Origin of the sequence: Kribbella sp. CA-294648 (assembly GCF_050943845.1) — a bacterium.
Lineage (GTDB): Bacteria > Actinomycetota > Actinomycetes > Propionibacteriales > Kribbellaceae > Kribbella.
This window is the reverse complement of the sequence record NZ_CP191981.1, coordinates 2,452,736-2,466,540: the sequence shown is the minus strand read 5'-3', so window position 1 is coordinate 2,466,540 and position 13,805 is coordinate 2,452,736. Positions and strand designations below refer to the sequence as shown.

General features: G+C 68.8%; 10 protein-coding genes. 4 read left to right on the top strand and 6 right to left on the bottom strand.

Translation table 11 applies throughout. From position 1 onward, the window contains the following. Positions 1-14 precede the first annotated feature (14 nt). From araB to araA, 3 genes are read left to right on the top strand one after another with little or no spacing between them, the layout of a single operon-like run. Positions 15-1,688, top strand: coding sequence for a ribulokinase (gene araB, locus ACQPYM_RS11955; protein ID WP_433019314.1), 1,674 nt, complete (start codon positions 15-17; stop codon positions 1,686-1,688). After that, complete coding sequence (locus tag ACQPYM_RS11950; protein ID WP_433019311.1) at positions 1,685-2,350, top strand: L-ribulose-5-phosphate 4-epimerase; 666 nt, start codon at positions 1,685-1,687, stop codon at positions 2,348-2,350. Before araB ends, ACQPYM_RS11950 begins: the two co-directional genes overlap by 4 nt. Before the next feature lie 14 nt (positions 2,351-2,364). After that, on the top strand, positions 2,365-3,870 hold the full coding sequence (gene araA, locus ACQPYM_RS11945; protein ID WP_433019308.1) for an L-arabinose isomerase: 1,506 nt from the start codon (positions 2,365-2,367) through the stop codon (positions 3,868-3,870). A gap of 4 nt (positions 3,871-3,874) precedes the next feature. Here araA and ACQPYM_RS11940 read toward each other — a convergent pair whose 3' ends face one another. Next, positions 3,875-5,704 (bottom strand): glycoside hydrolase family 127 protein, encoded by a 1,830-nt coding sequence (locus tag ACQPYM_RS11940; RefSeq protein WP_433019305.1) that lies wholly within the window; start codon positions 5,702-5,704, stop codon positions 3,875-3,877. A gap of 117 nt (positions 5,705-5,821) precedes the next feature. Here ACQPYM_RS11940 and ACQPYM_RS11935 point away from each other — a divergent pair, with 117 nt between their 5' ends. Continuing rightward, complete coding sequence (locus tag ACQPYM_RS11935; RefSeq protein WP_433019302.1) at positions 5,822-6,832, top strand: LacI family DNA-binding transcriptional regulator; 1,011 nt, start codon at positions 5,822-5,824, stop codon at positions 6,830-6,832. 25 nt (positions 6,833-6,857) lie between these two features. Here ACQPYM_RS11935 and ACQPYM_RS11930 read toward each other — a convergent pair whose 3' ends face one another. The 5 genes from ACQPYM_RS11930 to ACQPYM_RS11910 form a co-directional block, all read right to left on the bottom strand. Then, a complete protein-coding gene (locus ACQPYM_RS11930) occupies positions 6,858-7,634 on the bottom strand; it encodes an inositol monophosphatase family protein (RefSeq protein WP_433019299.1) in 777 nt (258 codons plus the stop codon). A gap of 19 nt (positions 7,635-7,653) precedes the next feature. After that, on the bottom strand, positions 7,654-8,631 hold the full coding sequence (locus tag ACQPYM_RS11925) for a TolB family protein (RefSeq protein ID WP_433019296.1): 978 nt from the start codon (positions 8,629-8,631) through the stop codon (positions 7,654-7,656). After that, positions 8,628-9,860 carry an MFS transporter gene (locus ACQPYM_RS11920; RefSeq protein ID WP_433019293.1) on the bottom strand — a complete coding sequence of 411 codons (1,233 nt, stop codon included), beginning with the start codon at positions 9,858-9,860 and terminating at the stop codon, positions 8,628-8,630. Before ACQPYM_RS11920 ends, ACQPYM_RS11925 begins: the two co-directional genes overlap by 4 nt. A gap of 9 nt (positions 9,861-9,869) precedes the next feature. After that, positions 9,870-11,468 (bottom strand): galactose-binding domain-containing protein, encoded by a 1,599-nt coding sequence (locus ACQPYM_RS11915; protein WP_433019290.1) that lies wholly within the window; start codon positions 11,466-11,468, stop codon positions 9,870-9,872. A 931-nt stretch (positions 11,469-12,399) separates the two neighbouring features. Then, positions 12,400-13,803: a dihydrolipoyl dehydrogenase family protein gene (locus ACQPYM_RS11910; protein WP_433019287.1), complete on the bottom strand. Its 1,404-nt coding sequence runs from the start codon at positions 13,801-13,803 to the stop codon at positions 12,400-12,402. Positions 13,804-13,805: the final 2 nt, after the last annotated feature.

Here is a 13,805-nt window from a genome sequence, read left to right as displayed (position 1 = left end):
GTGCGGAGCAGAGTGTGAACGCTAACAAGAGCCAGCAGTACGCCGTCGGCATCGACTTCGGCACCCTGTCCGGCCGGGCCGTCGTCGTCCGCGTCTCCGATGGCGAGGAACTCGGCAGCGCCGTGCACGAGTACTCCCACGGCGTGATCGAGACGGCCCTGCCCGGGACCCAGGTCCGGCTCGGCCCGAACTGGGCGCTGCAGTCGCCGACCGACTGGGTCGACGTCCTGCGCCGCGCGGTGCCCAAGGCGCTGGCCGTCTCCGGGGTTGACCCGGCGGACGTCATCGGCGTCGGGACGGACTTCACCGCCTGCACGGTGCTCCCGACCACGACCGACGGCACCCCGCTCTGCGACCTCGCCGAGTTCGCGGAGCGGCCGCACGCCTGGCCGAAGCTGTGGAAGCATCACGCCGCCCAGCCGCACGCCGACGTCATCAACAAGCTCGCCGAGGACCGCGGCGAACCGTGGCTGGCACGGTACGGTGGCAGGATCTCCTCCGAGTGGGAGTTCGCGAAGGGCCTGCAGCTGCTGCAGGAGGACCCGCAGGTGTACGCGCGGACCGACCGCTGGATCGAGGCCGCCGACTGGATCATCTGGCAGCTCACCGGTGCCGAGTCCCGCAATGTCTGCACCGCCGGCTACAAGGGCATCCGGACCGAGGGCGGCTACCCGTCCCGCGACTACCTGCTCGCCCTCGATCCGGCTTTCGGCGACTTCACCGACAAGCTGGCGGACGAGCTGCTCCCGCTGGGCGCACTGGCCGGCCGGCTCAGCCCGCAAGCCGCGGAATGGACCGGCCTGCCCACCGGCATCGCGGTTGCCGCCGGCAACGTGGATGCCCACGTGACGGCAGCGGCCGCCGACGCCACCCGCCCCGGTCAGATGGTGGCGATCATGGGTACGTCGACCTGCCACGTCATGTCGTCGGACCAGCTGGCCGAGGTTCCCGGCATGTGCGGCGTGGTCAACGGCGGCATCATCGACGGGCTCTGGGGCTATGAAGCCGGCCAGTCCGCGGTCGGCGACATCTTCGGCTGGTTCGTCGACAACTGCGTTCCCCCGGCGTACGCCGGCGAGGCCGATCGCCGCGGGATCTCCGTGCATACCTACCTGGAAGAGCTAGCGGCCGAGCAGCCGGTCGGTGCTCATGGGCTCATCGCGCTCGACTGGCACAACGGCAACCGGTCGATCCTGGTCGACCACGACCTGTCCGCCGTACTGGTCGGGCAGACCCTTGCGACCCGGCCCGAGGACGGCTACCGCGCGCTGATCGAGGGCACCGCCTTCGGCACCCGGCGGATCGTCGAGGCCTTCGAGGAGAAGGGGGTCGCGGTCGAGGAGTTCATCGTCGCCGGCGGCCTGCTGAAGAACCGGCTGCTGATGCAGATCTACTCCGACGTTCTGCGCCGCCCGATCTCCGTGGTCGCCTCCGAACAGGGCCCGGCCGTCGGTTCGGCCATCCATGCGGCCGTTGCCGCCGGCACCTATCCGGACGTGCCGGCGGCAGCGGCGTCAATGGGACGCCGGATCGAGTCCGCCTACCGCCCCGACCCCGACCGGGCCGACCGCTATGACCTCCTGTACGCCGAGTACCGGGGACTCCACGACTACTTCGCCGGTGAGGCGTACGGCGGCAACGGCGTACTGCACCGGCTCCACAAACTCAAGAACGAGGTGATCGGGTGACCGCGTCCGCTGCCGTCGCCGAACTGCGCAGCCGGGTGGCCGCGCTGCACACGGAACTGGTCCGCTACGGGCTGGTCGCCTGGACGTCGGGCAACGTCTCCGGCCGGGTGCCCGGCGAGAAGCTCTTCGTCATCAAGCCCAGCGGGATCTCGTACGACGACCTCACGGCCGACTCGATCGTGGTGTGCGATCTGGACGGCAACCTGCTCGAGGGTGACCTGGCGCCGTCCAGCGACACGGCCGCCCACGCGTACGTCTACCGGGCCAGGCCCGACGTCGGCGGGGTGGTGCACACCCACTCGACGTACGCGTCGGCCTGGGCCGCCCGCAACGAGCCGATCCCGTGCGTGCTGACCGCGATGGCCGACGAGTTCGGTGGCGACATCCCGGTCGGGCCGTTCGCGCTGATCGGGGACGACTCGATCGGCCAGGGCATCGTCGAGACGCTGGCCGAGTCCCGCTCGCCGGCCGTGCTGATGCGCAACCACGGCGTCTTCACCATCGGCAAGGACGCCCGCGCCGCGGTCAAGGCCGCGGTGATGTGCGAGGACGTCGCCCGCACGGTCCACATCGCCAAGACCGGCGGGCCGCTCGTCCCCATCGATCCCGCTCACATCGACAGCCTCTACCACCGCTACCAGACCGTTTACGGTCAGCGCTGACCACTGGAGTCATCATGAAAGCCTCCCGCCGGCCGCAGATCTGGTTCCTCACCGGAAGCCAGGGACTGTACGGGCCCGAAACCCTCGACCAGGTCGCCGTCCAGTCCCAGCAGATCGTTGCCGCACTCAACGACTCGGCCGACCTGCAGGCCGAGGTCGTCTGGTACCCGGTCGTCACCGACGCCGACGCCATCCGGCAGACCTTCCTGCAGGCGAACGCGGCCGGCGACTGCATCGGCGTGATCGCCTGGATGCACACGTTCTCACCGGCCAAGATGTGGATCGGCGGCCTGGAAGCACTCCAGGTCCCGCTGCTGCACCTGCACACCCAGGCCAACGTCGCGCTGCCCTGGGCCGACCTGGACATGGACTTCATGAACCTGAACCAGGCCGCCCACGGCGACCGCGAGTTCGGCTACATCCAGACCAGGCTCGGCATCCCGCGCACCACCGTCGCCGGGCACGTCAGCGACCCCTCCGTCACCGCGCGGATCGGCGGCTGGGCCCGCGCCGCGACCGGGCTGGCCGCGTTGCACACGATGAAACTGGCCCGGTTCGGCGACAACATGCGCGACGTCGCGGTGACCGAAGGCGACAAGGTCGAGGCGCAACGGCGCTTCGGGGTCTCGGTCAACACGTACTCGGTGAACGACCTGGTCGCCTCCGTGGACGCCGTACCGGATGCTGATGTCGACGCGCTCGTCAAGGAGTACGACGACGTGTACCGACTGGCGCCCGAGTTGCGGGTCGACGGCGATCGGCACGACTCGTTGCGGTACGCCGCCCGGATCGAGGCCGGTCTGCGCGCGTTCCTGGACGCCGGCGACTTCACCGCCTTCACCACGAACTTCGAGGACTTGGGCGGACTGCGTCAGCTCCCCGGGATGGCCGTCCAGCGCCTGATGGGCGACGGCTACGGGTTCGGCGGCGAGGGCGACTGGAAGACCTCGGTCCTGCTCCGCACGCTCAAGGTGATCGGCGGCGACCGTCCGGGTGGCACGTCCTTCATGGAGGACTACACGTACCACCTGGTGCCGGGCGAGGAGCTGATCCTCGGTGCGCACATGCTCGAGGTCTGCCCGTCGATCGCCTCCGGTACGCCGTCGATCGAGATCCACCCGCTCGGCATCGGCAACCGCGAGGACCCGGTCCGGATGGTCTTCGACGCCGCTCCCGGCCCGGCCGTGGTGGTCGGCCTGGCCGACCTCGGCGAGCGGTTCCGGCTGGTGGCCAACGAGATCGACGTCGTTGCCCCCGCCGAGCCGCTCCCCAAGCTGCCCGTCGCCCGCGCGGTCTGGAAGCCCCGCCCGGACTTCCGGACGTCGGCCGAGTCCTGGCTGACCGCCGGCGCCCCGCACCACACGGTGCTGTCGTCGTCGGTCACCTCGGACGAACTGAACGACCTGGCCACGATGCTCCGCACCGAGCTCCTCACCATCGACGCGAACACGGACGCCCGCCAGTTCCAGAAGGAGATCCGCTGGAACCAGGCCTACCACCGCCTGGCCCTGGGCCTCTGACGGCTCAGGCCAGCGGGAGCCAGACTCGCATTGCGCCTGGGCCGCGATTGGCCCAGGCGTGGTACGGGATCGCGGTGACGGTGATCGGCGGACCAGCCGGCAATTGTGGCTGGTACGCCTTGTACAGCTCGGTTTCGAGTGGTCTGGCGATCGCGTCGAAGCGGAGCCTGACGGGAGTGAAGTCGTCCTGCTCTTCGGTGATGGTCGCTGATGGGTCGAGGCGCAACTGCTCCACCAGTACGCCGTCGGGCAGGTCGGCCTGCTCTACGCAGTACACGAGCGGCCCGCGGGCGATCGCGACGCAGCCGCGGACGGCATCGACGCGCTCGTCCGCGCTGACCAGCCGGGGCGTCATCGGCAGGGTGAGCCGGACGGTGGCGCCGTCTTCACAGGACACCCGCAGGTATTCGCCCGGAACTGGTTCGGCGAGCACCGTCGCGCCGGTCACTTCGACGCCGGCGCCCGTTGCCCAGGTAGGCACGCGCACGGCCAACTCGCCTTGCCCACCAAGGGTCACGCGCACGTCGCCGTCCCAGGGGTAGGCGGTCTCGACGACGGCGGTCAGGGTTTCGGAGGCGAAGGTGCCGGCGCTGAGGAGTTGTAGCTGAAGGCCGGCCGCGTCCGAGGTCGCCGAGTAGCTGTGCAGCGAGGCGAGCAGGCGGGCGAGATTCGGCGGGCAGCAGGCGCAGGCGTACCAGGGCAGGCGATCGCTCGGAGAATCCTCGGTCGATCCGTCGTGCCCCGTGCGGAGCTGGAGCGGGTTGGAGTAGAAGAAGGCCGTGCCGTTCTTCGCGATCGACGCGGCGATGGCGTTGTAGAGCGCGCGCTCCATCTCCTCGGCGTACCGGGCCTGTCCGGTCGCGAGGAGCATGCGCCAGCACCATTGCAGGGCAGCGATCGACGCGCAGGTCTCGGCGTACGCGCGGTCCGGCGGCAGCTCGTAGGGGTCCCCGTACGCCTCGTCGCGATGCCGGGAGCCGTGGCCTCCGGTGATGTACATCTTGCTGCCGAACGCGCTGTCCCACAGCTGCTCCATCGCGCGCAGCAGCGACTCGTCCTTGTTCTCCAGGTAGAGGTCGGTGACACCCGCGGCGAGGTACAGCTGCCGCACCGAGTGCCCGATGGCTTCCGTTGCCTCGCGCACCGGCAGGTGGTCCTGGTAGTACTGCGAACCGAATCCCCCGGCGGGCAGCAGTTGGTGGCCACGCCGTTCGATCTGCGCCTCGGCCGCGCGGAGATAGGACTCCTCCCCCGTTTCGCGGTAGAGCTCGACCAGCGCGGTCTCCACTTCGGGGTGCCCGTCGATGAGCGGCTGGTCGTCGCCGAGAGCGTTGACGATCAGGTCAGCCAGTTTTCGCGCGACCGCAAGGATGCGCTCGTCGCCGCCACCACGATGCAGGGCCACAGCAGCTTGCAGGAGATGGCCGGCGCAGTACAGCTCATGGCTGTGCTCGAGCCGGTCGAAGCGCTCCAGGCCCGGGGTCCCCTGAATGTAGGTGTTGAGGTAGCCGTCGGAGGTCTGCACCCGCTCGAGGAGATCAGCTGCCTCGGCCAGCACCGCTGCCCACTGGTCGGTGCCGGTGCGGCCCATCTCCCAGCCGATCGCCTCCAGGGTCTTGTACAGGTCGGAGTCGGCGAACCAGAAGCCCTGGAACTTGCCCTCCGGCGCCTCCTCGCCCGCTTCGGCGAGTCGGCTGAAGTTCGCGAGGACGCCGGTCCGCCGGAGGTTGTCCAGGCAGTGCGGAATGGTGGCGGTGGCGTTGAGGTCCTGCCAGCCGCCCAGCAGCGAAGCAGGATCAAGTCGAACGGCTGGTCCACGGGCGTGAAGGTTCACTTGCTGCCTCTCGTCGCGGGGGAAGGAGAAATTCAGGAAAAGGTTTTCTCAGCTGCCAATCTATCCGCTGCGGTATCTTCTAGGAAAGTCTTTCCCATCCACGCCAGAAAGCGGGTCATGACCGAAGCAGCCGGCCGCCCGGCCCGCCGGGTCGGTATCACCGATGTCGCCGCCAAGGCCGGCGTCTCCGTGGGGACCGCGTCCAAGGCCCTGAACGGCCGCGGCCGGCTCCGCGACGAGACCCGCGCCCGGGTCCGGTCCGTCGCCGACGAGCTCGGCTTCGCACCGAACACCGTGGCCCGCAGCCTGCTGACCGGCCGGACCTTCACGGTCGGCGTCATCACCACCGACAGCTACGGCCGGTTCGGCATCCCGGTGATGCGCGGCGCCGAGGACTCGCTGGCCGCCGGCGAGATGATCGCCTTCCTGTGCGACGGCCGCGACGACCCGATCCGCGAGTCGCACCACCTGCGCAAACTGCTCGAGCGCCGGGTCGACGGGATCATCGTCGCCGGTCGCAGTACCGACCCTCGCCGCTCGCTCGGCGAGGACCTGCCGGTTCCCGTCGTGTATGCCTTCTCGCCCAGCAGCAACGAGAAGGACTGCAGCGTCGTCAGCGACGAACGCGGCGCCGCCCGGCTCGCGGTCGAGCACTTGGTCAAGACCGGCCGCCGGCGGATCGCGCACATCACCGGCCCGGAGTCCCACGCGTCCTCTCGCGAGCGCGCCGCCGGGCTGACCGAGGCATTGGCCGAGCAGGGCCTGGAGCCTGCCGGGCCGCCGCTCTTCGGCAGCTGGACGGAGGCTTGGGGTCGCTTCGCGGTCGCCCAGCTCCTGCGCGCGGAGGAAGACTTCGACGGGGTGTTCTGCGGCAGCGACGTGCTCGCCCGTGGCGTGACCGACGGGCTGCGGGAGGCCGGGGTCTCGCTGCCCGACCAGGTCGGTGTCGTCGGGGTCGACAACTGGGCCCTGGTCGCCGAGGCCGCCCGGCCGCCGTTGACCACGGTGGACCTCGGCCTGGAAGAGATCGGCCGGCGGTCCGCCGAACTGTTGCTGAAAGCAATCAACGGCCATCCGAGCCCGGGCGTTCACGTCGTACCGGGCCACCTGGTGGTCCGGGAGTCCTGAGGCCGGGAGTCCTAGGCCGGACGCTTCAGGGCTTGGGCAGCCGGCGGGCGATGAAGTCGAGCAGTTGCTGGTGGGTCTTGGCGTCGGCTGCTGCGACCAGGCCGGGGCCGGTGTGCAGCGGTGCGCCGCGTAGGTCGGTGACGATGCAGCCGGCCGCCTCGCACAGCGCGATGCCGGGGGTGAAGTGCACGCTGTCGCGCAGGATCCCGTTCGACACGTACGCTGCGCGCCGCCCGGCTGCCGTCCAGGCCAGGGTGAGCGTGGTCGACGAGACGCGCGGCGCGAAGATCTCCCGGAACTCCGGGTCGATCAACTCGGCGGGCAGCAGGTCGGCGTCCCGCGGAGCATCGGCGTCGATGTCCACCAGCCTTGAGGTTGCTGACGGCACCAACTTCTCGTCGACGCCGGACCGGCGCAGGGCGGCTGTCGTACCGGCGGTCCAGAAGATGTCGCCGGCCAGCGGATCGGCCACTGCCGCGACCAGCGTTTCCGCGCCGGAGCGTAGTGCGATGTTCACCGAGAAGAGTGGGGTCTGGGCGGCGAAGTTGAGGGTCCCGCACAGCGGGTCGACGAGCCAGGTGCGATCGCCGTGTCCGGAGGCGCCGAACTCCTCACCGACCACCGCGTCGTCCGGCCGCCGGCTGCGGAGTACCTCGCCGATCGCCTTCTCCGCGGCCAGATCGGCGTCCGTCGCGAAATCCGTCGGCGACTTGTCGTGCCGCCCGACCGCGGTCCCGTACAGCTCCCGAACCACTGCCGCACCGGCCTCGGCCGCCGCGATCGCCACCTCGACATCATTCATGCCGGTCAGGATGCCAGGGTCACCCGACCGCGGGAGAGGCGGCATCCGGTACTAGCAGCTGCGGGGTGCCCGTCGGCGTGATCGGGGTCGACCAGATGTCGGAGCTGGCACCCCGTTTGACTGCGTAGAGCAACGTGTTGTCGTCTTTCCACAGCGGCTGGTCGTCGATCGCGCGGCCTTCCGCCGCATGCGTCACCTGACCGGTCGCGAGCTCCAGTACCGCGAGCCGCCAGCTCCCGTCGGGGTTCTTGTGCTTGAAGGCGATTCGCTTCCCATCCGGCGACAGCGACGGGCACTCGACGTTCTGTGCGATGGACTCACCGCGATAGCTGCGGTAGTCCGCCTTGATCAGATAGGTCTTTCCCTTGCTGCCCAAGGTCGCGTAGAAGTGCTTGCCATCAGCATCGAAGGTGATCCCCCAGTAGTTGACGTCCGAGGCGAAGTAGCGGCGGCCGTCGACGAAGACGGGGAGCTCTTCGATGCTCTTGATCAGCGTCTTGGTCTCCACCTCGTAGAGCCCGCTCCGGGTGGAGAATCCGGTGGTGGCGTACGAGTCGCCGCTGACGAACACGGTCCAGTTCACGATCTTGCCGTCCGGCGAGACGCGGGCGCGGCTCGGCGTACCGGGCAAGGTCTCCTTGTGCTGGACGGCGAGATCGGGTCCGAGCACGAGCATCTCGGTGTAGGGCGGCAACGAGCCGGGTTTGAGCCGCAGACAGATGCTCGTACCGCGAGCTGTCGCGAACCGGTCGCAGCGCAGCTTCTCGACCTGTCGCGGGCCGTCCGGGTCGGCGACGGAGACTGCGGACAGCTTGCCCTGGTCCGGTCCCTTGGCGAGGTTGCGGAAATACAGGTTGCCCTTGGCAAGCTCCAGGTGTCCGGCGGCCACCGGCCTGGCGTTGTCCGCCGGACCGCCACCCCGCGACTGGACGACGTACAGGGCCGCGGCGCCGAGCAGCAGGATCATGCCGACTGCTCCGGCCAGGAACTTCTTCATCGTGCTTCCTCCAGAGGTCGGACGACGGCGGCCGCGATCGTGACCACTAACAAGGCGGCGGTGGTCAACAGGAGCGCCGGTCGGAGATCCCAAAGCGTCCAGGCGAGGCCTACGAGCACCGCCGACACCATCCGAGCCAGCGCCTGTCCCGTCTGGAGCAGAGCGAGCCCGCTCGCCCTCAGATGCACCGGCAGCAATGGGCCGGCGGCAGCAGGCAGTACTCCGTCAGTGGCTGCGTAGAACGCGCCGTGCAAGCCCAGCGCGGCGACTGCGAACCATGGACTCTTTACCGGGCCACACAGAAGGACCAGGGCGAGCACCAGGGATGCATGTCCGGCCAGAAAGAGCTTCCAGCGCCCGATGCGGTCAGCCAGCCGACCCAGTGGAACAGCCAGCAGGAGGAACGTTGCGGCCGTGCCGATCGGCAGCAGCGGGAACAACGCGGTGTCGACGTCCCACCTGCGCTGCAAGGCGAGATAGACGAAGGAGTCGGTGATCGTCACCAGTCCGAGGGCCGCCGCCCAGCCGCAGCAACGGCGAAAGTCTTTGATTTTCAGGAGTTTGAGCATGCCCCGGAGCGGCACGGCGCCGGGCGGCCCGACCCGCGGATGGTCCTTGACGAGCATGACCAGCAACAGCACGCCGCAGCCGGCGATACAGAAGCTGGTGACGAAGACGGCGTCGAAGTCCCCCAGGCTGGCCCACAACACCCCGGCCGCGACGATCGGTCCGAGTAGTGCGCCGACCGTGTCCATGGCCCGATGGACGCCGAACGAGCGGCCGAGTTCCTTGGGTTCGCTGCTCAACGAGATCAGCGCGTCGCGGGGCGCCGTACGGATCCCTTTGCCGGCGCGATCGACGGCCAGGACGCCGCCGATCGCCGCCACCGACGTACCGGCTGCCAGCAGGCCGAGCTTGCTGACCGCTGACAGCCCGTAGCCGAGGCCGGCGACGGCTTTGAGCCGCCGCCAGCGATCGGCGACATGCCCGCCGACGAGTCGTAGTACCGCGGTGGCCCCGGCGTAGAGCCCGTCCAGCAGACCGAACTGCAACGGGTTCAGACCGAGTCCGATGACCAGGTAGAGCGGCAGGATCGCCGTCACCATCTCCGAGGAGATGTCGGTGACCAGGCTGACCACCCCGAGCGCGACCACGTTGGCCGGCACCCGGCGCCATCTGCGCCGCTCGACCTTGGCCGAAGCGCTACCACGACTCTCGGCGAGATACATCGGTCGGACCTACGAGTGGCAGGTGTAGGTCGGGCTGGCGTCCAGGGTCCGGCTGTCCAGGCCGATCAGCGAACTCTGGAAGGTGTTGTCGGTCATCGTGAGCTTCAGTACGCCGTGGGTCTTCAGGAGCTTCGCGGTGGCCGGGTGTGCGGCGTTCGGCGTGTAGAGGCTCTTGCCGCCGGTGCCGCCGATGATCTGGACCGGGCCGGCTGGGTCGACGCTGCCGTCCTTGTCCTGCGGCAGGAAGCGCTCGTAGTGGTGGTCATGGCCGTTCAGGACCAGATCGACCTTGGCGTCGACCAGCAGGTCCCACACCGGAGCGACGGAGGGGTTGTCGCCGTGGCTGCCGGAGCTGTAGCGCGCGTGGTGCATGTAGACCAGGACACAGCCCTTGGTGTTGTTCGCGAGGTCGTTCCGCAGCCAGGTGACCTGTTCCGGCTCGGCCAGGCCGTTCTCGCCGCTGAAGTCGTTGGAGTCGAGACCGATGAAGTGCCAGTTGCCCTTGTTCCAGCTGTAGTACCGCTTGCCCTGCGGCTTGGCGATGGCGGAACCGAAGTACTGGTCGTAACCGGCGTACGCCGGCGAGGCGTAGGTCTCGTGGTTACCGGGAATCGGCTTCGTGATCGACTTGAACCGGCCCCACGTCTTGGCGTAGTAGTTCTGGAAGTCGGACAGATGCGCGTCGTCGTACTGGTTGTCGCCCATCGTGAGGACGTTGGCCGGAGCCATCTGCTCGACCAGCCTGGCGGTCTTCGGGTGGATACAGCTCGAGCTGGACGCGGTGCACTGGTCGGCGATGTCGCCGGCCGCGGCCAGGACGAAGTTGCCGGTGCCGGCCGCGCTGGTGGTGACAGTGATCGCGGCGCTCGCCGCCGACTGGTTGCCGGCCGCGTCACGCGCACGCACGGAGTACTGGTAGGCCGTGTTCGCGGTCAGCCCGCTGTCGCTGTACTGCGTGGTGGCGGACGAGCCGACGACGACGCCGTTGCGCAGTACGTCGTATGCGGTGACGCCGCGGTTGTCGGTCGAAGCGGTCCACGAGAGCGCGGCGGTCGTCGCCGTGACGCCGGTGGACGCCAGGCCGGTCGGTACCGTCGGCGCCTCGGTGTCGTCACCCGAGTCGGCGGTGCCGTAGACCTCGAGCTCCCACAACGAGTAGCCGTAGCTGGTGCCTCGCACTGTGCCGTAGACCCGGACATACCGACCATGACCCGTGAGCCCGGTCAGATCATCGGTAGCGCCATTACCGTCGGTGACGCTCTTGACGGTCCGGTAGGTCGTCCCGTCATCGGAAACCTCAACCCGGTACGCCTTGGCGTAGGCAACTTCCCAATTGAGCTTGACCCTACTGATGCTGGAAGGCTGCCCGAGGTCGACCCGGATCCACTGCGGATCCACGTACTCGGTACTGGCCCAGCGCGTCGTCAGGCTGCCGTCAACCGCCTTCGGCCCGGTCAGCGAGCTGGTCTCGTTGCTGGAGGTGAGAACAGGCTTAGCGCGAGACAGCAGCACATCGGCCGTAGTCCCCGCCGTAGCGTCAGCCACGCCAAGCGCGGCAACAACAACCACTGGTAACACCAGCGCCGTACGTCGAAATCGTCTGATCATGAGTGCTCCCGGGGCGGTCGGAGAATTGTTAGGAAAGTTACCTAACAGATAACCCCTCGTCAATGCCCCACCGCCCGGGTCGGCAGTCCTCCGACTCAGGGCCGTAGCTCTCCGCCGGTCCGCCCACGCCTTCACCCACCAGCCACTTCCGCGCCACCACCAGCAGCCTCAGCACTTGCACCCAGATCGGGACTGCCGCTGGTGGGAGCTCGAATGCTGAAGTGACGAAGAGCTCGTGCTGGGTCTAGCAACGTTGGAAAGGTAGTCGTGTGCTGAGGGCGGCTGGACGATAGGTCTTGCGGGTGGGTACGACAGCAGCTGGATCCGCAGCCAGGGCCGCTGGGCCAGGCGCGCTCCCGGCCCGCGAGCAGCAAGCCGGTCAACCGGCGATGACGCCGTCGTGAACCGCCCGGGCCCCCGAAACCCACGGATCCCCACCGCATCAATGCCGCCCTGGACGACCCACCGCTGAACGTGGCGAGCCTCGCGAGCAATCCAGATTGACGGGCTGAAGCTCCGTTCTACCCACGCCCCCCAGGGCGGGCCCGCCGGCGACCTTGTGCGTGACCTTGTGCGTGACCTGAGCATTCCACCGTGCTCCAGACGCTCAGCCCGTGCACAAAGCCGGCACAGCCCGGACCCGGCCAGGCCCGACCCTCCCCGAACCGTCGACTGCCCGCTCCCACCGATCCGGGGAGGATCTTCTCCCCACACCGGTAGCACGATCCACCCCAAGTCCGGCGAAAATCCTCCCCGAACCAGTCCAGGCTAACTGCCACCCCTCCACCCAGCCGCAAGACCTCAACCGGAGCTTCTCCTCGCGCCCCAGCCACCGCCGTCACCTCAACCAAGCGCCCACCGTCACCGCCGGCACGTACAGGACGGGGCAGCGACGGCGGACCGCCTGTTGCTCTTCTCTGTTGCTCTTGTCTTACGGGCGGCCGTAGGCCTCGAGTAGGCGGAGCCAGACTTCGTTGATGGTTGGGTAGGCGGGTACTGCGTGCCAGAGGCGGTTGAGGGGGACTTCGCCTACTACTGCGATGGTGGCTGCTTGTAGGAGGTCGGCTACGTCGGGGCCTACGAAGGTGACGCCGAGCAGGACCTTGCGGTCTTCGTCGACGACCATTCGGGCGGTGCCTTTGTAGTTGTCGGCGGCTACGCTGGCGCCGGCTACGTTTCCGAGTTCGTAGTCGACGACTCGGGTTTGGTAGCCGGCCTTCTCGGCGGCTGCTGCGGTCAGGCCGATTGACGCGACTTCCGGCTCGGTGAAGGTGACCTGCGGGACGGCCTCGTGGTCGGCCGTTGCGACGTGCGTTCCCCACTTCTCGTCCGACACCGGGCGGCCGTTCGCGCGGGCGGCGATCACGTCGCCGGCTGCGCGCGCCTGGTACTTGCCTTGGTGGGTGAGCAAAGCGCGATGGGTAACGTCACCCGTCGCATAGAGCCAGTCAAAACCGCAAACCAGCAACGTGTCGTCGACGTCCAGCCAGCTGCCCGGCTTCAGGCCGATGGTGTCCAGCCCGATGTCGCCGGTCCGCGGCGTGCGTCCCGTCGCGACCAGCACCTCCTGTGCCGAGACGGTCGAGCCGTCACCCAGTTCGAGAACGACCTCGTCGTCCACTCGCTTCACGCTCTTGGTCTCGGTGTTGAGCAGCACCGTGGCGCCGAGTTCACGCAGCCCCTCCGCCACCATCTCCCCCGCGAACGGCTCCATCGCTTCGAGCAACCCGCTGCGGGCGATCACCGTGACCGTCGTACCGAACCCGGCGTACGCCGTCGCCATCTCGGTCGCCACCACCCCGCCACCGATGATCGCCAAGCTCCGCGGCACAGCCTTCACGCTCGTCGCATCGCGGCTGGTCCACGGGTCGGCGTCGCGCAGGCCCGGGATGTCGGGCACGAGCGCGTCGGAGCCGGTCGACACCACGACCGCGTGCCGCGCCCTCAGCACCTCGCCGCCGACCGTCACCTCCTTGGGAGCGGTGATCCGGCCGTGGCCGCGGACCAGCGCGATGCCGGCGCTCTCCAGCCATTTCACCTGGCCGTCGTCCTTCCAGTGGCTGGTGAAGTCGTCGCGCCGAGCAAGCACCTCCCGTACGTCGACGTCGCCGGTCACCGCCTGAGCGGCGCCCCGCACCCGCCGGGCCGCGCGGAGCACCTGCGCGGACCGCAGCAACGCCTTCGACGGCATGCAGGCCCAGTACGAGCACTCACCGCCGACCAACTCGCTCTCTACGATCACCGCGCTCAGCCCGCCCTGGACCGCCCGGTCGGCGACGTTCTCGCCGACCGCGCCGCCGCCCACGACGATGACGTCGTACTCCGTCGTTCCCATGC